The following is a 21,274-nucleotide window of genomic DNA, read 5'->3' on the forward strand; positions in this document are numbered from 1 at the left end:
GCTCAGGGATCAGCGGCCATGACGCAACGATGTTCTGGCCGGACGTGGCAGCGTTTGCGCGGCGCGATCAGCAACAATGCCCAGGCGCCTGGCGGACGCCGGCCACAGCGCTGCCCCCGGCTGCAGCCTTGGGGGGCGGCGAAGGGCGCCTGTGTGGCGACCCATCGCCACCCGACCGCCGCGCGGGTCGTCGGGTGGCGGCGCGCGATGCGGCGTTGGGTCAGTTGTGGTTGAAGCCGGCGGCTTCGTCTTCGGTCATGGGGGCGGAGACCGGGTGCTTCTCGAACCAGGCGATGGCGCGGCGCATGTCGTCGAGCAGCAGCGTCGCCAGATCGCGGCTGACGCCGTGGCGGACGAGGATGCGCTGCACTACCAGATCGGTGCGGTTGGCCGGCATGGAATAGGCCGGCACCTGCCAGCCGCGGCTGCGCAGGCGGTCGGCGAGGTCATACAGCGTATAGCCGCCGATGCCCCGCTCGTCCTTCAGTTTCCACGCCAGCGCCGGGATGCCAGCCTTGCGGTCGCCGTTGAACAGGATCTCGAACGGTCCCATGGCGGCGATCTCGGCGGCCAGAAATTCCGCCGTGTCGTAGCAGGCGTTATGCACGGCGGCGTAACCGTCGCGGCCAAGGCGGAGGAAATTATAGTATTGCGAAATGATCTGGCCGCCGGGACGCGAGAAATTCAGCGCAAAGGTCGGCATGTCGCCGCCAAGATAATTGACGTTGAACACCAGCTCTTCTGGCAGATCGGCCTTTTCACGCCACACCACCCAGCCCACGCCCAGCGGCGCAAGACCAAATTTGTGGCCCGAGGTGTTGACCGATTTGACGCGCGGCAGGCGGAAATCCCACTCCAGCTCCGGCGCGCAGAACGGCGCGAGGAAGCCGCCCGAGGCGCCGTCGACATGCACGGGAATGTCGAGACCAGTCTCCTGCTGCAATTTGTCCAGCGCCTCACACACCGCCTTCACCGGCTCATACTGGCAGGTGAAGGTGACGCCGAGGGTCGGCACGACGCCGATGGTGTTCTCGTCGACGCGCTTCAGCACCTCATCGACATTCATGATCAGCCGGTCGCCCTCGAGCGGGATTTCGCGCAGCTCCACGTCGAAATAGCGGGCGAATTTGTGCCAGCAGATCTGCACCGGCCCGCAGATCAGATTGGGCCGGTCAGTGCTCTTGCCTGCGGCGGCGCGCTTCTTGCGCCAGCGCCATTTCAGCGCAAGGCCACCGAGCATCGCCGCTTCTGACGAGCCCGTGGTGGAGCAGCCAAGGGTGGTTTCCGGCGAAGGCGAATGCCACAGGTCGGCGAGCATGCGCACGCAGCGCGCCTCGATCTCGGCGGTCTGCGGATACTCATCCTTGTCGATCATGTTCTTGTCGATCGACAGATCCATCAGCTGGCGGATCTCGTCATCCACCCAGGTCTGGCAGAAGGTCGCGAGATTCTGGCGCGAATTGCCGTCGAGCATCAGCTCGTCCCGCACCGCGGCGAACACATCCGGGGCCATGCTGGCGCTCTGCGGGAAGGCGCTTTTCGGCAGGCATTTGCTCAGCACGGTTGAGGCGTAGATGTCATCCAGCACGTCATTCCGCCGCGCGCTGTGGGGTTTCTCCGACATTCCATCGTCCTCTCTTCACCTGGGCGCCGTAAGCGCATCACTCAGGCTCAAGCTTAATTGTTTGCAACCGCGCTTTGCAACGGTTGACCTGCCAAACAAATGCGCAGCTCTACAACAGGTGTGTGGCGCAACCGCCGCGGTGGCGGGGCCGGGGCGGCGCGGCACGGCGACGCGTCAGCGCTCCCGCAACGCCTCCCCCGCCTTGTTGAGCGGCTTGAGCAGATAGGACATCACCGTTCTGCGGCCGGTGCGGATTTCAGCGGTGGCCACCATGCCAGGCATGATCGGATGGCGCTTGCCATCGGCCGATTGCAGGAAGCCCTGATCGGTCAGCACATAGACCCGGTAGTAATTGATGCGCTTGTCGACGTCATCGATGATGGTGTCGGGCGAGATCCGGTCGACCCTGGCGCTCAGCGCGCCATAGATCGCCGAGTCATAGGCGGTGATTTTAACCGTCGCTTCCTGGCCAGGGTGGATGAAGGCGATATCGCGCGGGCTGAGCCTGTCCTCCACCAGCAATTGGTCATCGAGCGGCACCACTTCCATCACCACGCCGCCCGCCGCAACCACGCCGCCAATGGTCGATACGCGGATATCCTTGACCACCCCGCGCGCCGGCGCGGTGATGGTGGTGCGCCGCAACTGGTCGGCGCGACCCTCGCGCACCTTCAGCAGCGGCTCAAGCTCGGCCATGGTTTTGGCGAAGTCGGATTTGAGGGCGACGTAATATTCGCGCAGCGTGGCGGTCAGCCGTGTGTCGATCTCGGCGATTTTCTGGCGCATGCGCAGCACCTCCGCCGAATTGGCGGCGCCGCTTTTCAGCAAGGGCGTGGCCATCGCCAGCTCCTCGCGCGCCAGCTGCAGCTGCAGCCGCAACTGGGCGGCGTTTTGGGTGAAGGCCCGGCGATTGGCGGTGAACAGCTGGCGCTCGCGCGCTATCACGGCGCCGGCGTCCTGCAGATCATCATCGAAGCGCACGTCGTCGGCGTCGTGCATTTCCGCCATCAGCCGCGCCGCTTTGGCGCGCAAGGCGACGATCCTGACCTGCGCCTCCTCCATGGCGGTGCGCGCCTGCACCGGATCGAGCACCGCCAGCTGCTGCCCCACCTCGACGATGTCGCCTTCGCGCACCAGCATCTGGGCCAGAATGCCGCCCTCAAGGCTCTGGATGATCTGGCTGCGCGAGGCCCGCGTCACCTTGCCTTCGCCAATCGCCACCTCATCCAGCGCCGCAAAACCGGCCCAGACCAGCAGCGCCATGAGCCCGCCCATGATCACCCGCAGCAACAGGCCTGACCGGCGAATGACGGGGACGTCGGCGATCAGCAGCCCGCTCATGGTCTCGCTCCCATGCGCGGCGTGGCGGCGACCGGAGCCGGCGGCGAGGCAGCCGCCCTTGTCGCCGCGCCAGATAGCGCCCGGATCACCTCATCCTTTGGTCCATTCATGGCGACGCGGCCGCCATCAACCACGATGATGCGGTCGACCAGATCGAGCAGTTGATAGCGGTGCGTGGCCACCACCAGGGTGCGGTCGCCCAGCCAGCCCTTGAGCTGGCTGATGATCGCCCGCTCGGTGGTCTCGTCCAGCGCGGCGGTCGGCTCATCCAGCAGCAGAACCTGCGGACTGCGCAGCAACAGCCGCGCCAGCAGCAGGGCCTGACGCTGACCGCCCGACAGGCCGGCGCCGCTCTCGCGCAAGTGCAGGTCAAGCCCATGTGGCTGGTTGAGCAGCAGGCTGTCGGCGCAGGCAAGGCGCATGGCCGCCAGCATCTGTTCGTCGCTGGCCGTCGGGCAGCCCAGGCGCAGATTGTCGCGCAATGTGCCATAAAACAGGCTGGAATCCTGCAGCAACAGGCCAATGTCACGCCGTATGTCGGCCACGTCGAGCACGCCCATGGCCGCGCCGTCGAGCAGGATGCGCCCATTGACTGGCGTCGCCATGCCCGCCAGCAGGCGCAGCAGGGTGGATTTTCCTGCCCCCGCCCGGCCCAGGATGGCGATGCGCTCGCCAGGCTCAATGCGCAACATCGGCACGGTCAGCGCCGGCGCATCGTCGGGGCCATAGGCGTAGACGACGTTCTCGAACTGATAGGCGCCGCGCAGCCGTGGCCGGTGGTAGGCGTCGCGCCCTGGTTCATGATCCACCGGCAGATCCAGCAGCCGTTCCAGCGCCTTCTTTCCAACCCGGGCGCCTTGCACCCGGCCGAGCACGCCGGCGATCTGCCCCAGCGGCGCGATGGTCCGGCTGGTGAGGATCGAGCAGGCCAGCACGGCGCCAAACGACAGGGCGCCGTCGAGGATGCCATAGACGCCGCCGACGATGACGGCGGCATAGGCCAGCTGCTGCACGGTGGCGGCGTAATTGACCAGCACGCCGGCGATGAACCGCTGCCTGAGGCTGATGTCGCCGGTCTTGCGATTGGTCGCGGTCCAGATCTGGCGAAAACGCGGCTCGGCCTGCAGCAACTTGATGTCCTCGGCGCGATAGATGCTCTCCATCAGCACGGCGCTGCGCAGGGCGCTCTCCTCCATGCCGGCGTTGGCCAGCTGCGCCAGCGGGAATTGCAGCAACAGCCCCGGAATGACGATGAGCGGAACCGCCGCCAGCGGCGCCAGCGCCCCGCCGAGCAACCAGATGATGAACAGGAACACCAGCACGAGGGGCAGATCGAGCAGCACGCCGAGCGTCGACGAGGTCAGCAGCTCGCGCACCTGCTCCAGCTCGCGCAATTGGGCGATCAGCGTTCCGGGCGAGCGCGGGCGGGCGTCATTGCGGATATCCAGCACCCGGGCGAAAAACATCGTCGACAGCCGGATGTCCGCCTGCTTCCCCGAAACTGTCGGTGAGCGCCACCCTGAGGGTGCGGATCAACAGCTCCAGCGCAAGGGCGATGGCCACCCCCGACGCCAGCACCCAGAGCGTGTTGATCGACCGCGCCGGCACCACCCGGTCCCACACCTGCATGGCGAACAGCGAGGTGGCGATGGCGAGGAGATTGCCGCACAGCGACCCCATGCCGAGATCAAGCAAGATGCGCCAATTGCTGGCGAACACCCCGCGCAGCCAGGCTTTGGGCCGCTCGCTGAGAAACTGGTCGAGACGGGTCTGACCGGCGGCGCGGCGCGGTTGCAGCAACAGGAGCCGCAGCGGGCCAAGCGCCCGAAACTCGGCCAGCGGCACATGACGCGTCACCGCCTGGCCGCCCATCGGCACGACCATGGTCACCACATCCGCGCCGATATGGGTGATGACCCCGGCGTAGCGGGCGCCGATCGGCGCGATCGCTGGTAGCAGCATTGGACTGAGGCCGGGCACGGCTGCCTTGACCAGCACGCCCTGCAGACCGGCGGCGAGCGCGATGTCGGGCAGCGCCGCGTCCGCCGCCAGGCCCATGGCCCAGTCACAGGCGTTGCGCGTCTGCTCCGGCGACGCCGCGACCTCCAGTTCGGCGGCGGCGATCAATATGGCCTCGGTCCAGTGCTGCAGCATCACCGGATCGGCGACCTCGCCGGTCCTGGAGCCCAGGCGCCCGTCGCTGCGATGGCCGCCGTGCTCCACCTTGCCAGCGCCGGAGACTGAAGCGGGCGCAACGTCGGCGTTGGTCGCGCCGCCTTCGCTGGCGGCGGCTCGCCCCGCACTCTCCTGCGCTTCACCTGCCCCGCCAGCGGCTGATGCGGCCGTCGCCACGGTCCAGCGCATCAGTCGCGCCCCTTCGCCTGGTCGCGCAGCAGCGGCGTCAGCTGGCCCACCGCCGCGTGCAATTTGAGCCGGGCCAGCACACCGTCAGCCACCGCGTCGAGACGCTCGGTTTCAGCCTGGTAGATGTCGCGCTCGGCGTTGATGACGTCGGTCAGCGGGCGCTTGTTGAGGGTGTATTCATCCCACGACAGGGCGCGCTGGCTACGCGTCAAGCTGATCACCTTCTCGAAGCTGACCGTGCGGGCGGCGGCGCCTGTGGCCTCCAGTTCCGCCGAGCCGAGCGCCGTGCGGGTGACCAGCTTCTGGTTTTCGAGATTGTGGGCTGCTGCGTTGCGCTCGGCCTCGGCGGCGGCGATGCGGCTGCTGGCGAGCCCGCCGAGGGAAAAATTGCCGCCGATGGTGACGCCGACAAAGGCGTTGTCATTGGCGTTGCGCGGCCCGGTCGACACCGAACGGCTGAGCCCCAGCCCGATCTGCGGCCAGCGCTCCGCCTCGGCGACACGGACGCGGGCCGTTGCCGCGTTGAGCGCCGCATCGGCGGCGCGGACCGCAGGCGTGTTGTCAATGTCGCCGCGCCCCGCGCCGAGCCTGATGGTGAAGCTGCGGGTGGCCCCAAGCGACGCCACCCGCGTCGGGCGGACCCCGAGCAGATCGGCGAGCCTGCCGCGCGCCACCTCCACCTGCGTCTGGGCCTTGAGCTCCTCCGCCGCGGCGCGCTGGATGGCGACGTCGGCGAGGTTCTGGTCGGTGGCGTCCGACAGGCCGGCCCGCACCCGCTCGCCAATGCGCGCTCGGGTCTCCTGCAGCCCCGCCGCCTGGCGGCGGGCGGCGAGATGCCGGTCCTGGGCGGCGGCCAGCTCGACAAAGGTTGAGGCGCAAGTGTAGGCCACCTGCTCGATGGCGTCGTCCAGCAGCCGCCGTTTCTGCGCGAGCGTCGCCTCCGCCGCCGACACCGTGTTCCGGGTGCGGCCGAAATCATGGATCAGCTGGTTGACGCCTATCGAGGCGCTGGCCCCGAGCGCGCGCTTGTCGTCGCCGTAGACCCGGCCATAGCCGGGGCGCACGCCATATTCGAGGGTGGGATACCAGGCCGCCCTGGCGATGGCGACGTCTGACTGTCCGAGACTGACCACAGCGTTGGCCTGGGCCACCGAGGGATGACGCGATATGGCGATGCCAACGGCGTCTGACAGGCTCAGCCCGTCCAGAGCGACGCGGCGCACCCCGCCAGAGCCTGTTCCCGGGTCAGATCGTGGCCCCCGGTCCGTATCCGGGCCCTGACCAGCCCCCTGCCCGACGCCATCTGCGGCGCTCCCGCCAGATCCGTGCGGTGACGCGGCGCTGGCCGAGGCGCCAGCCGGCTCGCTGATGGCGGCGCAGCCTGGCAACGCCAGGGCTATGCCCAGCAGCGCCGCGCGAAACGCCGCAATGGTCCACCGCCGGCGCGCCAGCCTGGATGACGCCGCTGGCGCCGGCCGATCGGGCGCCATCTGGAGCCACAGCTGCGACGACAGGCGCGGCGACGGGAGGCGCGGGCAGGAGCGCTTGCAGGACGCCGGCGCGCGGCCAGCCACGATGTCAGACAAACGTCTACCTCTTACGCAGGAGTGCTGCATTGCATTGGCCGCATGGCCAGCCAGCCCGCCGATCCGGGGGCGCTGGCATGACAATGCGGCACGCCTCAGAACGGGGAAATTCGCTGCAACGCCATATGCCTAAGCCAGAAGCCGGGAATTGCGCCGCCAGCGCCGGTCGCATGCGCCAGTGGGGTAGCCCCGGCGCAGCGCATCGATTAGCAGGCGCGCTGTTGGCGGCTGCGCGGCGCGGGCCAGCCCAACATGAAAGGGCGGAGCCTATGAGGCCCCGCCCTTGCGCATCGGCAGACCAGGACGGCGGGCGGCGACATCTGTCGCCGTCCACCGTCCGCCGGTCACACCACGGTCATGCCCTGCTCCACCCAGATATCGCCCAGCGTATTACCGGCGGCCAGATCGATGTGATGGTAGATGTCGAACTGGCCGCCGCCAACCGACTGGCTGCCGGTGAGCTGATATTTGGTCAGATCAAGGTCGAGCGTGTCATTGCTGTCGCCAAGGATGGTCAGCGGCTGCGTGTGTGCGCCCGACTGGCTTTCTGTGAGCCGCAGAACATCGGCGAGGCCGAGGATCACGGTGTGGCTGCCATTTTCCTCTGGCGAAGCGCCCTGCAGATCGATGATGCCAAAGTTCTGCACCTTCGCACCCAAAGCGGCGAAGTCCAGGGTCAGCGGCTCGATTGAATCGACGCACAAGGTGTTCAGGCCAGAGCCGCCGTCGATCCGGGTGAAGTTGAGGCCGACGATGCTGATCAGATCGTCGCCAGCCCCACCATAGCCCACGTCGAACAGGCCGCCGTCGCCAACATCGGCGGCGTCACCCAGGCCCAGGATGGCGTCATCGCCCCAGAGCCGCGACGGCGGTCGTGCAGCGCCAGCCGGCCGCCCGCCTTCTCCGCCAGTTGCCGGCTAATCGGCAGGCCGAGACCCGTGCCCTCGGGCCTGGTCGTCATGAACCTGTCGAACAATTGTCCGGCGTGGGTGGCGGGAAGCCCCTGACCATTATCAATCACCCACACCGTCAGCCGATCCCCGCCCCTGCGCACTGCGATGCTGACGCAGCCGCGCGGGGCCGACGCGGGAATGGCCTGCAGGCTGTTGAGCAACAGATTGACGATAATCTGCTCGAGCTCACACCTTATGCCGATCACCATGGCAGGTCGGCGATGACCAGGACGGAAGCGCAAGGGAACGCCGCGCGCGGCGAATGCGTGCTGCATGAGCTGCAGCACCTCGGCGATCGCCTCATTGATGTCGACCCGCGTTGGCTCCTCATCATGTGCTGCGGCACATCTGCGAATGCGCATCATGATCTGCCGCGCCCGCTCCAGCTGGGCCGCCGCTTTCGTTTCGGCGCCATAGGCTTCCTCAACGTTTCTTTGCGGCTGATCGAGCCAACGCTGTGTTGCGCCGATGAAGATCGCCGCCGCATTGATCGGCTGGCTGATTTCATGCGCCATGGTCGCCGACAGCGCCTCAAGCACCAGCAAGCGGTTCATCCGCGCCATTTCAGGCCGCCAGACCTCGTGCGCTGTCCCGGCCACGGCGCCATCCAGATCACCGGCGGCCTCCGTTGACGACGACGGATCGGGCCGTTGCTGAAGGATTGTCGTGACCGGCGCCCACGCCAGACCTGCGGCAGACGGCTGACGCCTGTTGGCCCCGCCGCCAGCAGCGACACGAGCGACGTTCACTTGGCGACTGGCCGCCGCAAGGAAGAGTTCAGCGAGGCCGGCGCCCATCAAGGCAATGGCGACTTTGCTGACAGGGGTCCATGCGGCATCCGCCGATGGTCCGACCAGGAACAGCAAAAACGGCGCTGAACTTAGACCAAACAGCGCCATATTGGCGTAAATACTGCCCATACTCGTCAATAACATGCCATTGACATGCATTGTGATGGGCAACAACGCCAGCACCAGCGCTGTGTCCGATATGGCTTCCGGAAAGATAATCAACTGACCGATGCACATCAGGTAGGTGGCGTTCAGCAGAATGCACAATGGCCCAGCTGGCGTCGCCGTCCCGTCACGCGCAATCATCGCAAGCGCCAGCAGCAAGAGCGCCAGACCAAGCGCCATGTGCAGCAATGGCAGTCGCCATGGCGCCATAAATAACACGAGCCCAAAGGGCGTTGTCGCCGCCAGGATCGTCGCCCGCCCCCACTTCGACAGCGCGGGCCCCGGCACGGCGCCAATACGCAACGTGCCTTCTTCGGTTTCGTTTGTGTCAGTTATGCGCCGCACATGTGCGCTGGCGCGCCTCAACGACATCGCCAAACGGCAGGCAATATTCAGGCTCCGGCAAACGATCCTCATCTTTTTCGCAACAGACGTGCGGGCGACCGGACGCAGCTGCAACGCAAGGGCCGCGACGCTGTGGCGGCCCCCTTGTCGTATGTCGCGCCTGCATGTGCGGTCCCTTCTGCGCGCCAGTGCTGGCGTGGTCTTCGCAGCGGAACTGTTCTGAACGGTCTGGACCCTTGCGACTGATGCGCCGCACGCCAGCCAGAACCAGGCGCCCGGCGCGATGGCGCGCGGCTGGTGCGATCACTGGCTCGCCGCATGCAGCAGCAGCATCTCGCCGAGGGATTGCACGCCGAGCTTGTTGATGATGTTGCGGCGATGCACCTTGACGGTCGCCTGCGACATGCCGAGTTCAGGCGCAATCTGCTTGGTCAGACGGCCCTGACACAACAGCAGAAACACTTCCAGCTCCCGTCGCGACAGGGTGTCGATGCGGCGCACGGCGTCGGCGCGGGCGCGCTCGCGGTCACGACGGGCGCTGTTGCGCGCCAGCGCCACGTCAATGGCGTCGAGCACATCCTGGTCCCGCACAGGCTTGGTCAGAAACTCTACGGCATCGGCCTTCATCGCCTGCACCGCCATGGGAATATCGCCATGGCCAGTCATAAAAATCACCGGCGTCGCCAGCACTTTCTCCGCCAGCCGCCGCTGCACCTCAAGGCCACTTGGCCCTGGCAGCCGCACGTCGAGAATAATACAGGCGTCGATACCGTCCCCCAGCACATCCAGCAGTTCCTGACCCGATCCGAACAGCTGAACCTGATAGCCGACCGACCGCAGCATGGTGTCCAATGCGCTACGGGTGGCGACATCGTCATCGACAACAAATATATTCTGCTCATGCATGTATTCAGATACTTTCCGTCAATTTGTCGCGACGGTAAGCGTATTTAGATCCAATGTAAAAGAGGGTGCAGCCAAAAAGGGTAGAGGCGCTGACGTTTGAGGTAGAACGCCGGATAGATTCCCCGGACGGCGCGGCATGGCGCCGTCCGTCGGCCGCGCGGGCCATCTGCTCCTGTCGCGCCGATCAGGCCATAGCGTCACGGCAGGCCTTGCACCTGCGAGGCTGGCGGCGTCACGTTGCAGGCGCAGCCAGGGCGAGCGCCGCGCTGGGCCGTCCCGTTACGGCCGCAGCATGTTCTTGTAGATCCGGCCATCCTTCATGATGACCAGCAGGCGGCGCTCCGGGTCAGCGAGCAGATTGATATCGCGGGTCGGGTCGCCGTCCACAAGGAGAAGATCCGCCAGCGCGCCCTGCTCGACCACGCCCAGACGCCCCTGATAGGGCGACCGCTTGCCCGACAATTGCAGCAGTTCGGCGTTGCCGCCCGTCGCCTGCTGCAGGATCTCGGCCGGTGTGAACCAGGCCGACAGGGACGCCAGCATGCGCCCCTGCATTTTCGCCATCGCAGCCGAAAACAGCACGTCGGTGCCGAAAGCAAGCTTCAGACCATGTTTCCTGGCCATGACGTAGAGGCGGTCCGTACCCGCTATCACCTCCTGCGCCTTTTGCGCCTGATCGGAGCCGGGTGGAAACATGCCGCCGAAAAATTCAGCAGTGATAGGTTGCGCCGACAGCCAGACACCCTTTTCCGCCATGTAACGCGCCGTATCGTCATCCATCAGTTGCGCGTGTTCAATCACCCGCACGCCGGCGTCCACGGCGCGGCGAATGGCCGGCGCGGTATAGGCGTGCACGGTGACATAGGTTCCCCAATTGGCGGCGGCGTCCACGGCGGCCTTCAGTTCTTCAGGCGTGAAGGTCAAAACATCGAGCGGGCTATGCGGCGAGGCCACGCCGCCGCCAGCGGTCAGCTTGATCTGGCTGGCCCCCAGCATCAGCTGCTCGCGCACCCGTTCACGCACGCGGTCGGGACTGTCGGCGACCATGGCGGCGCCCAATTGCTCCATGCGCGACAGGGGACGGGAGCCGTCTCGCGGCAATTCTGAGCGCAAACGGAAATCGCCATGGCCGCTGGTTACGGTGATCATCGCGCCTGACGGCCAGATGCGCGGGCCAGGCAGCACATCGGCGTCGATCGCCTGCTTGAGGCCGAACGTCGGGCCGCCGGCATCGCGCACCGTGGTGAAGCCACGCAGCAACGTCGCGGTGGCCTCAGCGCCAGCCTGCAGAACGTTGAAGCCATAGTCGCCGCCCAGCAATTGCTCTGGCGAGGGGCGAATGTACATGGCGTGCCAATGGGCGTCGATCAGCCCGGGCATCAGGGTGCGGCCTTCGCCCTCCACCACCAGGGCGCCGGCTGGCGGCGCGGCGGCGGCGCCAATACTGGCGATGATCTGGCCCTGCACCAGCACGGAGGTCAGCGCCGACAGCGCGGAATTGTGGCCGTCAAACACCCGGACGTTGCGAAACAGCGTTGGCCGGAGAGCAACTTGTGAGGCTTGCGATGGCGTGACGCCAGGCGGGGTCGGCGTGACTTGATGCACAGCTGCCGGCAGGGCCGACGCAAGCGCAAGCATGATGCCTGCAATGACCCTCATGAGCGCCGTCCCCCCTGTCAGGGCCATGGCCTGCCAGCCCGCGACGCAAAGCTTAATACCAGAACCCGATGAGTATGACTCATCGGGTTCTGGTTAAGCCCGTGCGGCGCCTGAGCATTTCAGGATGCGGATGCGTAAGCATCTTCGCATCCTAGTATAAGCTAGACGGAGATTTAGCCCAAATCACATCGGCCTGAGCCGGCGACGATCAGGGTGGACCCGCGCCAGAACGCGCCGCGCCGAGCATGGCGACGTCAACCGCAGCGCGCCAGTCCGGCCCCAGGCCAGGGGTCAGCCGCAACAATTGTGCGCGAACCAGGTCCGCGCCGCTTGTTCCAGCTGTGGCCAGGCAGCCTGCAGGGCGAGGGCCGTGAGCGTGCGCTGGCGGTACAGTCGCCGCATTGTCTCCTCCGCAGCGTCAAGGTCGATCCCCTGCGGCCTGCCGTCGGCGACGATGCGCCGCCCGGCCACCGTGACGTCGCGCACGCAGGCCATATTGGCGCGCGCGAACAACAGGTCGAGCGGATCGACCGGCATGATCTGGTCGCGGTCGAGCCGGTCGAAATCGAGCGTCACGAAATCTGCCGGCGCGCCAGGTCTTATCGCCCCTGTTCCGGGCGCGCCAAGGCTGCGGCGGCCATTGTGGGTCGCCAGCGCCAGAAACTCACCCCGCCCCCAGGTGCGGTCGAAGCCGACGCCGTCATGGGCGAGTTGCACCAGCCGGTGCTCGCGGATGGCGTCATCATCTTCATCGAGCGCAACCCCATCGACGCCGACCGCCACGCGGCAGCCGCAGCGATGGGCGCTGGCGATCGGTCCCATGCCGGAATGCAGATGCAGGTTGGAGCTGAAATTGGTCACGATGGTCGCGCCAGACGCCGCGATCATCTCCAGCTCATCAGGCCGTGCATGGATGCAATGGGCCAGCGTCAGCCGCTCTGACAGCAGCCCGATATCTCGCAGATAACGCACCACGCCTTGCGGAAAGCGCTCATCGGCCCACGCTCGCTGGCACACCGTCTCCAGCAGGTGCATGTGCACCCGGCGACCGGTTTTGGCCGAACGCGCCGCAATGGCTTCCAGCAGCGCCTCCGAGCACCATTGCACCCCAGCCGGCCCATATTGGACATCGACAAGCGGGCCGGCGATGGCGGCGTCAATGGCGTCGATCAGATCCAGATAAGCCGCCGGCGTCAGCGGCTGGGTCATGAACGTCGCCGCCACCGGCGCCTGCGCCTCGGGCGGCAGGGACGCCAGCACCGCCGCGCTGTCGCCATAGGTCAGCGGATTCTGGTCGCGCAGCGCCAGCGCGAAGGCCATGCGGACGCCAACATCATGGGCGGCGCGGGCAATTTCGCCCGCCTCAGCGACGATATCCATGCGGCCGCTCGGGCGGGTATAATGGATCATCATGCCGCCGCAGCCAGCGCGGGCCGAGCGGGCCAAGGCGACGGCGGCAGCCAGGTAAGCGTCTGGCGGCGTGGCGAGGGCGGCGCGCAGGATCCAGGTTTCCAGCGGCATGCCGCCAGCTCCGAACGAGGTCATGGCCGGGCGGGCGTGGTCATGGGCGTTGACCAGCGCCGGGATGATCAACCGACGTGGTCCGTCTGGCGCCGGCTGGTCGGGCCGCACGGCGGTGATGACGCCATCGCGAAAGCTGAGCGCCACATTGGCCCATGTCCGCTCGCCGTCGAACAGATGGTTGGCGAACACCGTCTCCGTCATGCCGTGCCCCCGGGGCAGCGCCTGACGCCTGCCGTTCGAAGAGTGATGGTCGCCATGCGGCGGGCTGGGCCGCCGCATCAGCCGAGGGCGCTGACGCCAGGCCGCGAAGATGCTGACGCATCCGCGACGAAAATGCCCAGTCGCCTCATGGGCTTGACCAGAACCCGATGTGTCATGCTCATCGGGTTCTGGCATCAGGCCGTTTTTCGCTGCATCAATTGGGCGTGTAGACCAGCGCGCGCGCGCTCTTCGGCGGCAGGAACGCGCGGGAGAACACCTCTTCCGGCTTTGGCTTGCGCGTCAGCTGGTAGCCTTCGGCGATAATGTCGATGGCCCGGGCCATGCGATCATCCCTGGTGTCGCCGACGCCAATCTCCTGCATCTCGGGCGAGACGATCAGATTGGTGAAGGAGAACTGCATGCGGCGCTTCTCGATCGCTTCATTGACCAGATTGTCGAAGTCCAACACGCTCTTCATGCCCAGATTCTGGTCCCTGGCGATCTCCATCAACGCCTTGTTGGTGGCGCGCACCAGGCCTTCGACCGCCCTGGGGTTCTCCTTCAGCAGCTTCTGCGACACCATCAGGCCGTTGGAATACAGATCGAGGCCGTAGTCACCGAAGGTCAGCCAGTTGAAATCCTTGTCCGGGTCCTGGCGATTGAGCAGCAGGTTGAAATAGCTGGTGATGTTGAACACCAGGGCGCCGTCGATATCGCCCTTGATCAGCATCGGCTCCTGCAGATTGGGCGCCATATTGCTCATCTTCACCTTGCTGGCGTCGACGCCATTCTTGCGGGCGAAGACCTCGAACAGGCGGGTGGTGGGCGTGCCCTGGGCCCCGCCCAGCGTCTTGCCCTCCAGGTCTGCGGGCTTGCTGATGCCCGTGGCCTTCTTGCTGGAAATGGCGAAGGGCGGGCGGTTCCAGATCATATAGACCATCACCGGGTTCTCGCCCGGTCGCGCGGCGGCGTTCTGGATGATGGCGTTGACGTCGCCGAAGCCGGCGTCATAGGCGCCGCCCATGATGCGGGTGACCGTGGCGCCGGAGCCTTCGCCCTGGTCGATGCGCACGTCGAGGCCTTCTTCCTTGAAGTAGCCCTTGTCGCGGGCGACGAAGAAGGCGGCGTCGGAGCCTTGCGTCTTCCACCCCAGGGTGAAGCGAATGACCGTGTCTTTGGCCAAGGCCGGCGCGGTGAAGGCGACGGCGGCGAGCAGCGTCGCAGCAAACAGCTTCTTCATGGTCCTGATACCCCTCTTTGAAACGCCAGGCGCAGGCGCGCCCTGTCAGGCGGCGGCGAAATCGTTCTTGCGGGTGGCCCAGCCGGTGACGCGCATCTCGATCAGCGAGAAGGCGACGTAGAGCGCCACGCCCAGCCCGGCGAGAATGAACAGGCAGGCGAACACCAGCGGCACGTTGAAGTTGGATGAGGCGGTCATCATCACATTGCCGATGCCGCGGTTGGAGGCGACGGTCTCGGCCAGCACCGTGCCAACAAAGGCGTAGGTGACGGCGACCTTCAGCGAGGCGAAGAAGAACGGCATGGTGCGCGGCAGGCCGACATTCCACAGAATGTCCAGCTTGTTGGCGCCCAGCGCCTTCAGCACGTCCTCCATCTCCGGCTCGGTGGTGGCGAGGCCGGTGGCGATGTTGACGACGATCGGAAAGAAACAGATGGCCAGCGAGGTCAGGACGGCAGGAACCGTGCCCGAGCCAAACCACAGCACGAAAATGGGCACCACCGCCACTTTCGGGATCGAGGAGAAGCCAATCAGCAGCGGGTAGACCGTGTCATACGCCGTGCGCGACACGCCGATCATCGCGCCAAGCACGCCGCCCAACAGCACCCCCAGCGCAAAGCCGATCATTGTGGTGGCCAGCGTCTGCAAAATATGCGGCCACAGCACCGGCATGCGCAGGATCATGGTTTCGATGATCTGGCTGGGGCGCGGCAGGATCAGATCCGACATGCCGCTGGCGAGGCAAAACACCTCCCAGCCGACGAAGAACAGCACGATGAGTGATGCGGCGCCCAGGCGGCGCCTGAAGCTGGCGGACATCTCAGGCGTCTCCCCTGGCTGGCTCGCCCGTGCGGGCGTCGACGATCAGCGACCGCAGACGCTGGTTGAGCGCCACGAAATCGGGCTCGAAGGTCATGGCGATACTGCGCGGGCGGGCGAAGGCGACGGGGCTGTCGTCGATGATCCGGCCAGGCCGGGCGCTCATCACGCAGATGCGGCTGGCGAGGTAGCCCGCCTCCTTGAGATCATGGGTAACCAGCAGCACCGTCGGCCGCTCGGTCATCCAGAGGTCCTGCAGGATCGCCCACAACTCCTCACGGGTGAACTGGTCGAGCGCGCCGAAGGGCTCATCCAGCAGCAGCATGCGCGGTTCGTGGATCAACGCCCGGCACAGATTGGCGCGCTGCAACATGCCGCCGGACAGCTGCCACGGATATTTGCCAGCGAAACCCGCCAGCCCGACCCGCGCCAGCAGCGCCTGGGCCCGGTCGCGATAGGCGCCGCGCTTCTCCTTGCGGAAGTTCGAGCGGAACGGCTCGACGATCTTGAGCGGCAACATGATGTTCTGCTCCACCGTCATCCACGGCAGCATGGTCGGGTTCTGGAAGGCCATGCCAATGCGGAGCGCCTTCGCCGCCACCTCCCGCCCGCCGACGATGACCGCGCCCGAGGTGGGGCGCACCAGCCCGCTGACCAGACGGAGAATGGTGGATTTGCCACAGCCCGAAGGGCCGACGAGGGCGACGAACTCGCCATCCTCGATCCGCATGCTGGTCGGCGTCAGCGCCGGCGTGGCGGTCGGGCCGCTGCCAAAGGTGACGGCGGCCTGGGACAGCTCAACCGCAAGCATGGCGCGTGCGGCTGGCGGGCGTCCGGGCGGGGACGCGACCTCAGGGGCAGGGGCTTGCCGGGCCAGGCCTGCTTCGGTGGGAGAAATGTCGACGTGGCTCATGCCAAAGTGCATGCAATTGCCGTGCCAGAGCGCTGACCTTTTCCTCCGGGTGCATGGCTGCGACGCCTTTGCCGGTCGGCTCCGCTCTTGCGCTTCCGGCCCCGGCGAGCTGGGGCGATGCGGCGCGGATTGTACGCATTGCGCATGGGCGCGTGTGGCGGTACAGCGGGTCAGCCGCTCCGGCGCATGACGGCCCACAGGCGTCGGCCTCTCGCGTCTGCGCCGGCCGCGAGCGGCGTGAGGCCGGCGCGGACTGATCTGGCGCGGACTGATCTCGCGGCGGACAAACAGAACCGGAACCTATCGATGGCGCGACCCACCGGCAGCGACAGTGAGACGCCCGACAAGGTCGGAGCGATCTGCCGCGCCCTGCGCTGCGCCATCATTGAGCGCGCGCTCGAGCCAGGCGCCAAGCTGCCGGAAGATGCGCTGGGTGACCGTTTTGGCGTCAGTCGCACGATCGCGCGGCAGGCGCTGGGCCAGCTGGCCGCCGAGGGGCTGGTGGAATTGCGCCGTAACCGCATCGCCCTCGTCGCCACGCCGAGCTGGCAGGACGCCCGCCACACCTTCGACATTCGCACCGAGCTGGAGCGACTGGTCGTGCGGCAGCTTGCCGGCAAACTCAGCAAGGCGCAGATCGCAAGGCTCCGGGCGCATGTCGCGTCAGAAGAAGACGCCCGCCACGGTCCGGACGCGGTGTCGATCCGGCTGGCGACAGAATTTCATATCCTGCTTGCAGAAATGACCGGCAGCCCGGTGATGATCCGCTATGTCAGCGAGATCGCCTATCGCTGCTGCCTTACCCTGTCGCAGTTCAGCCGGCCGCATTCGTCAGATTGCGGAATAAATGAGCACCGCCTGCTGATTGATGCGCTCGAGGCCGGCGACGCCGACGCCGTGGAGCGGCTGATGCAGAGCCACATCCATTCGGTGGCCGAGCGGGCGCTGGTGACCGAGAGCCCGCAGCGCCATCGCGATTTCATGGACATTCTGGCGCCTTATGCCGCCGCAGCCACGATCCCGCCCCCTGCGCGCCGACGTCAGACGCGCAACGGGCGCTGACGCGTCTTTGCCTGGGGGCCAGGGTTGCGGGCCAGTTGAGGCCACGGAGCGGGCGTGCGACGCATGTGGCTCCGCTCAAACCCGCGCGGCGCCTGAGCGGCTCAGCATAGGGATGGGGCGGCGGCCAGCCGCCCTGGAATGCTGACGGGCATGGGCGCAGGCCAAAGCCGGCGACCCTGCCCCGCCTGGGGGCAGGCAATTCGGAGCGACGGCGGCAAAGCGCCCAGGCGGCAAGACGGCAAGGCGGCTGACATTGGCCTGTTGGCTCAGGCCTCGATGCCGCGTCGCGTCAAAATGCGTTCGGCGCTATCGTTCCAGACATCCATTTTGACGATCTGGCCGTCGCGCACCACAAAGCGATCGACGTAACGGTTGCCCTCAAAGGCTTCGCCATCGGGCCATTCGCCGTAGAGTGTGCCGACGCTATAGACGATGGTCTCGTCGGCGCCAGCACAGACGTCAAATCGCTCCATGCGCTTCTTCACCCAACGATAGCGACCGGCGTTAAAGCCTGATGGTCCGCGCGGGTGGTCGAAATCGCGGCCGCCGGTGAAGGTGATGATGGTCCCTGGCCGCATGTAGCGGGCCGCCGCCTCCGGATCCGGGATCATCGACGCCTCAAGATAGGCCTCGACAATCGCCGCGGGCGTCAGGCCGGCGGCGCCGGCCGGATCAGCAACTTCACTCATCACGAACCCCTCATATTGGCATGGCGACGCCAGAGCCGGCGCCGCCGACGATTGCCTCCCGCACGGCCCCGGGCCGCGTTGCGGTCTGGCGGCGCACGCCTTCATCTAATCAGTTGGCACGCAAACTGCATGTAGAAAATTTGCACAAATGTATACCAAATGGATAGCTGCTGATGAACATGAACAGCCCGCTCGATCTCCTGTTCCGCCAGGCAAAGGCGCCCGGGCATGAGGCGCTGCAGGATATTGGCGTCAAGTACGGGCGGATCGTCGCCATGGCGCCGACGATCGTCGCAGACGCGCCTGTGGTCGATGTAGCTGGCCGCGCCGTGTTGCCGGGCTTTGTCGACACCCACATTCATCTCGACAAGGCCTGCCTGCTGGGCCGCTGCGGCCATAACCACGGTGGGCAGATTAACGAGAGCCAGGCTAACGGGGGACTTGCGGGGGCCATCGCTGCGGTGGCGGCGATGAAGCGCGACTTCACCGTCGACGACGTCTATGCCCGGGGCGCCCAGATCATCGAGAAGGCCATCGCCCGGGGCAGCACGCGCATGCGGACCCATGTCGAGGTTGATCCGCGCGCCGGCCTGCGCAGTTTTGAAGCGATGAAGGCGCTGCGCGCCGATTACGCCTGGGGCATCGAGCTGCAGATCTGCGTCTTTCCGCAGGAGGGGCTGACCAATGACCCTGGCGCAGAGGAATTACTGACGGCGGCGCTCGCCGATGGCGCCGATGTGCTCGGCGGCTGCCCTTACACCGACACCGACCCTGCGGCCCAGATCAGCCGGCTGTTCGCCCTCGCCCGGCGTTTTGACGTTGATCTGGATGTGCACCTCGATTTTGACCTTGATCCGTCGTGGATGCACCTCGACGACATCTGTCGCCAGACCACGCGGCATGGCTGGGGCGGGCGTGTGACCATTGGCCATGTCACCAAGCTGTCGATGTTGGCGCCAGATGCACTGGCGGCTGTGGCGCAACGGCTGGCCGATTGCGGCGTGGCCCTGACAGTGTTGCCTGCGACCGACGTCTATCTGATGGGCCGGGAGTTTAGCCACGCCAGGCCGCGTGGCCTGACCCCGGCGCACGCGCTGGCGGCGCAGGGCGTGACCTGTTCAATCGCCAGCAACAATGTGCTGAACCCGTTCACCCCCTTTGGCGACGCCTCGCTGCTGCGCATGGCCAATTTCTACGCCCATGTGGCGCAATGCGGCCCGGACGCCTTCGCGACATGCATTGATCTGGTGACGACGGCGCCGGCCCGGCTCATGCGGCTCGACGATTATGGCGTGGCGGTCGGCAAATCCGCCGACCTCATCATTCTCGACGCCCCCACCCCGGAGGACGCCCTCGCCGGCCTCGCCGACCCCATCATGGGCTTCCGCCGTGGCCGCCAGAGCTTCGAGCGCCCGGCGGCCCGCCTGCACCGGCCATAGCGGAGCAACGGCGCTGTGAGGCGGCGCCTGCATGGCGGGGAAGGACGTTCACCGCCATGAAGCCGCCGGACCCGATCATACCAGGCTGCGAAGATGCTGAGGCATCCGTAACCTGAATTGCTCAGGCGCCGCACGGGTTTCACCAGAACCCGTTAGGTCATGCGCATTGCCCTGGCGTCAGCGCGACGTCACTGCGTCGGCAAGGGCTTGCCGATAGGCCGCCAGGCGGCGCCATCGAACTCCTGCAGTTGCATGGTGTCATACATGCTGTAATTGTCCGGCCGGATTGTCAGGCCCGTGTCCGGCAGCATCATCGCAGGGCGGTAATTGCGCACCTGCTTGGCGGTCGCCATCACCCGCTCCTGGGTGACGTCCCTGCCCGTCTCCTGCAGAATGTGCCGGATCAGATCGCCGATGACATAGCCAAAGACGTTGCTGCCGTTGGTCTTGTCGCCGCGTGGATTGTATTTGTCCATCCACTGGGTCCAGGCGATGGTTTCCGGATCATCCTTCCAGCGCGGGTCGGTGGGGTCCTTGAGCACGGCGGCGGTGACCACGCCCTTGGCGTTTTCCAGCCCGGCGTTCCGGAAGGTCGGGTTCACCGAGGCGCCGATGTAGCTCAAATAAATCTTCGGCTTCCAGCCCAGGGCCGCCATGCGCTGCAAGGCCTGGCTGGTCTGTTTGGAATAGGAGCCCATCACCAGCGTGTCGGCGCCAGACGCCTTGAGCGCCAGGATCTTCGAATCCACCGTCGGATCAGTCAGCTCGTAGCTTTCCTTCGCCACGATCATCTTGTCAGCCTTGTCGCCAAGACCAATCTGCACGCCGCGCAAATAATCCTTGCCGAAATCGTCGTTCTGGTAGAACACGCCAATCTTCGCATTGGGATTATCCTGCAGAATGGCGCGGGCATACAGTCTGGCCTCGCCATAATAGGTCGGCAGGCCGGGCATGCTCAACGGCGCGTTCTTCGGATCCTGGAAGACATGCGAACCCGACATCACGAACAGCTGCGGTATGCCCTTGGCGTGCAAATATTTCTGCACGGCGATGCCGGTGGGCGTGCCGCTCTGGCCAAACAAGGCGAAGATGTCGTCCTGCTCCACCAGCTTGCGCGCCTGCTCCACCGCCTTGGGCGGGCTGAGGGCGTCGTCACGCAGCAGCACATTGATTTTACGCCCGTGAATGCCGCCCGCATCATTGACCTTGGCGAAATAGGCCTCGAACGCCGCGCCAAGGATGCCATAGGCCGAAGCAGGCCCGCTGAGCGGCTGCATGGTGCCCATACGGATCTCCGTGTCCGACACGCCCGGAGCCGCAGCGGCCATTGTCCCTGAACCGGCGATGGCGCCTGCAACCAGGCAGGCGCCAAGCGCGGCTGCGCGCATGTTGCGCATGATCGTCATTATGTTTCCTCACCTTTTGACCGGCTGTTGCGTCGTTGCGCACAGCCTTGCCATGAGGTTAGGCGCCCTTGGGAAATCCCGTCAAATCACCAAAAGCCCATGAGCCTGCTGTTAGCGCGCGGGTCGCCGGCCCGCGCGCGCCGGCCAGGTTGCTCTCGCGCGGCGCAAATCTGCCGCCACGACTCAGCCTTTGCTGCGCAATTCGGCGCCTGACGCAGCGACGCGCGCGCTCCGTCGCAGCGCTGGC

At 66.2% G+C, this 21,274-nt stretch carries 17 protein-coding genes; 2 read left to right on the top strand and 15 right to left on the bottom strand.

Going from position 1 to position 21,274, the window contains the following annotated elements; translation table 11 throughout:
• Positions 1-220: 220 nt before the first annotated feature.
• From gad to AC6A67_RS07640, 13 genes are all read right to left on the bottom strand, one after another.
• Complete coding sequence (gene gad / locus AC6A67_RS07580) at positions 221-1,624, bottom strand: glutamate decarboxylase (protein ID WP_498035941.1); 1,404 nt, start codon at positions 1,622-1,624, stop codon at positions 221-223.
• Positions 1,625-1,798: 174 nt separating this feature from the next.
• Entirely contained in the window at positions 1,799-2,965 is a 1,167-nt protein-coding gene (locus AC6A67_RS07585) for a beta-barrel domain-containing protein (protein ID WP_498035942.1), read from the bottom strand.
• Entirely contained in the window at positions 2,962-4,431 is a 1,470-nt protein-coding gene (locus AC6A67_RS07590; RefSeq protein ID WP_498035943.1) for an ATP-binding cassette domain-containing protein, read from the bottom strand. The genes AC6A67_RS07585 and AC6A67_RS07590 overlap by 4 nt, the downstream gene beginning before the upstream one ends.
• Positions 4,397-5,329, bottom strand: a complete 933-nt coding sequence (locus tag AC6A67_RS07595; protein ID WP_498035944.1) for a hypothetical protein — start codon at positions 5,327-5,329, stop codon at positions 4,397-4,399. Before AC6A67_RS07595 ends, AC6A67_RS07590 begins: the two co-directional genes overlap by 35 nt.
• Positions 5,329-6,915 (bottom strand): TolC family protein, encoded by a 1,587-nt coding sequence (locus tag AC6A67_RS07600; RefSeq protein ID WP_498035945.1) that lies wholly within the window; start codon positions 6,913-6,915, stop codon positions 5,329-5,331. Before AC6A67_RS07600 ends, AC6A67_RS07595 begins: the two co-directional genes overlap by 1 nt.
• Positions 6,916-7,259: 344 nt before the next feature.
• Positions 7,260-7,706: a hypothetical protein gene (locus AC6A67_RS07605; RefSeq protein ID WP_498035946.1), complete on the bottom strand. Its 447-nt coding sequence runs from the start codon at positions 7,704-7,706 to the stop codon at positions 7,260-7,262.
• On the bottom strand, positions 7,676-9,127 hold the full coding sequence (locus AC6A67_RS07610) for a sensor histidine kinase (RefSeq protein WP_498035947.1): 1,452 nt from the start codon (positions 9,125-9,127) through the stop codon (positions 7,676-7,678). The genes AC6A67_RS07605 and AC6A67_RS07610 overlap by 31 nt, the downstream gene beginning before the upstream one ends.
• A gap of 345 nt (positions 9,128-9,472) precedes the next feature.
• Positions 9,473-10,075 carry a response regulator transcription factor gene (locus AC6A67_RS07615; protein ID WP_498035948.1) on the bottom strand — a complete coding sequence of 201 codons (603 nt, stop codon included), beginning with the start codon at positions 10,073-10,075 and terminating at the stop codon, positions 9,473-9,475.
• Positions 10,076-10,354: 279 nt separating this feature from the next.
• Complete coding sequence (locus tag AC6A67_RS07620; protein WP_498035949.1) at positions 10,355-11,734, bottom strand: metal-dependent hydrolase family protein; 1,380 nt, start codon at positions 11,732-11,734, stop codon at positions 10,355-10,357.
• A 291-nt stretch (positions 11,735-12,025) separates the two neighbouring features.
• A complete protein-coding gene (locus AC6A67_RS07625) occupies positions 12,026-13,459 on the bottom strand; it encodes an amidohydrolase family protein (protein WP_498035950.1) in 1,434 nt (477 codons plus the stop codon).
• 214 nt (positions 13,460-13,673) lie between these two features.
• A complete protein-coding gene (locus AC6A67_RS07630; protein WP_498035951.1) occupies positions 13,674-14,699 on the bottom strand; it encodes an ABC transporter substrate-binding protein in 1,026 nt (341 codons plus the stop codon).
• 45 nt (positions 14,700-14,744) lie between these two features.
• Positions 14,745-15,518, bottom strand: coding sequence for an ABC transporter permease (locus AC6A67_RS07635; protein ID WP_498035952.1), 774 nt, complete (start codon positions 15,516-15,518; stop codon positions 14,745-14,747).
• A gap of 1 nt (position 15,519) precedes the next feature.
• On the bottom strand, positions 15,520-16,329 hold the full coding sequence (locus tag AC6A67_RS07640) for an ABC transporter ATP-binding protein (RefSeq protein WP_498035953.1): 810 nt from the start codon (positions 16,327-16,329) through the stop codon (positions 15,520-15,522).
• 408 nt (positions 16,330-16,737) lie between these two features.
• On the opposite strand from AC6A67_RS07640, the gene AC6A67_RS07645 reads away from it, so the two are divergent.
• Positions 16,738-17,493 carry a GntR family transcriptional regulator gene (locus AC6A67_RS07645; protein WP_498035954.1) on the top strand — a complete coding sequence of 252 codons (756 nt, stop codon included), beginning with the start codon at positions 16,738-16,740 and terminating at the stop codon, positions 17,491-17,493.
• A 266-nt stretch (positions 17,494-17,759) separates the two neighbouring features.
• On the opposite strand, the gene AC6A67_RS07650 is transcribed toward AC6A67_RS07645, so the two are convergent.
• Positions 17,760-18,182 carry a nuclear transport factor 2-like protein gene (locus AC6A67_RS07650; protein ID WP_498035955.1) on the bottom strand — a complete coding sequence of 141 codons (423 nt, stop codon included), beginning with the start codon at positions 18,180-18,182 and terminating at the stop codon, positions 17,760-17,762.
• Positions 18,183-18,355: 173 nt separating this feature from the next.
• Between AC6A67_RS07650 and AC6A67_RS07655 the strand changes: the two genes are divergently transcribed.
• Positions 18,356-19,621 (top strand): amidohydrolase family protein, encoded by a 1,266-nt coding sequence (locus AC6A67_RS07655; protein WP_498035956.1) that lies wholly within the window; start codon positions 18,356-18,358, stop codon positions 19,619-19,621.
• Between the two features lie 188 nt (positions 19,622-19,809).
• Here AC6A67_RS07655 and AC6A67_RS07660 read toward each other — a convergent pair whose 3' ends face one another.
• On the bottom strand, positions 19,810-21,027 hold the full coding sequence (locus tag AC6A67_RS07660; RefSeq protein WP_498035957.1) for an ABC transporter substrate-binding protein: 1,218 nt from the start codon (positions 21,025-21,027) through the stop codon (positions 19,810-19,812).
• Between the last annotated feature and the right edge of the window lie 247 nt (positions 21,028-21,274).

This window comes from Camelimonas sp. FR25 (assembly GCF_059740505.1).

Excerpts from the sequence above, each read along its gene's own strand:
- AC6A67_RS07585 (WP_498035942.1), bottom strand. The coding sequence starts at position 2,965 with ATGAGCGGGCTGCTGATCGCCGACGTCCCCGTCATTCGCCGGTCAGGC.
- AC6A67_RS07620 (WP_498035949.1), bottom strand. The coding sequence starts at position 11,734 with ATGAGGGTCATTGCAGGCATCATGCTTGCGCTTGCGTCGGCCCTGCCG.
- AC6A67_RS07650 (WP_498035955.1), bottom strand. The coding sequence starts at position 18,182 with ATGAGTGAAGTTGCTGATCCGGCCGGCGCCGCCGGCCTGACGCCCGCG.
- AC6A67_RS07595 (WP_498035944.1), bottom strand. The coding sequence starts at position 5,329 with ATGCGCTGGACCGTGGCGACGGCCGCATCAGCCGCTGGCGGGGCAGGT.
- AC6A67_RS07640 (WP_498035953.1), bottom strand. The coding sequence starts at position 16,329 with ATGCTTGCGGTTGAGCTGTCCCAGGCCGCCGTCACCTTTGGCAGCGGC.
- AC6A67_RS07660 (WP_498035957.1), bottom strand. The coding sequence starts at position 21,027 with ATGACGATCATGCGCAACATGCGCGCAGCCGCGCTTGGCGCCTGCCTG.
- AC6A67_RS07630 (WP_498035951.1), bottom strand. The coding sequence starts at position 14,699 with ATGAAGAAGCTGTTTGCTGCGACGCTGCTCGCCGCCGTCGCCTTCACC.
- gad (WP_498035941.1), bottom strand. The coding sequence starts at position 1,624 with ATGTCGGAGAAACCCCACAGCGCGCGGCGGAATGACGTGCTGGATGAC.
- AC6A67_RS07635 (WP_498035952.1), bottom strand. The coding sequence starts at position 15,518 with ATGTCCGCCAGCTTCAGGCGCCGCCTGGGCGCCGCATCACTCATCGTG.
- AC6A67_RS07625 (WP_498035950.1), bottom strand. The coding sequence starts at position 13,459 with ATGACGGAGACGGTGTTCGCCAACCATCTGTTCGACGGCGAGCGGACA.
- AC6A67_RS07615 (WP_498035948.1), bottom strand. The coding sequence starts at position 10,075 with ATGCATGAGCAGAATATATTTGTTGTCGATGACGATGTCGCCACCCGT.
- AC6A67_RS07645 (WP_498035954.1), top strand. The coding sequence starts at position 16,738 with ATGGCGCGACCCACCGGCAGCGACAGTGAGACGCCCGACAAGGTCGGA.
- AC6A67_RS07655 (WP_498035956.1), top strand. The coding sequence starts at position 18,356 with ATGAACATGAACAGCCCGCTCGATCTCCTGTTCCGCCAGGCAAAGGCG.
- AC6A67_RS07590 (WP_498035943.1), bottom strand. The coding sequence starts at position 4,431 with ATGTTTTTCGCCCGGGTGCTGGATATCCGCAATGACGCCCGCCCGCGC.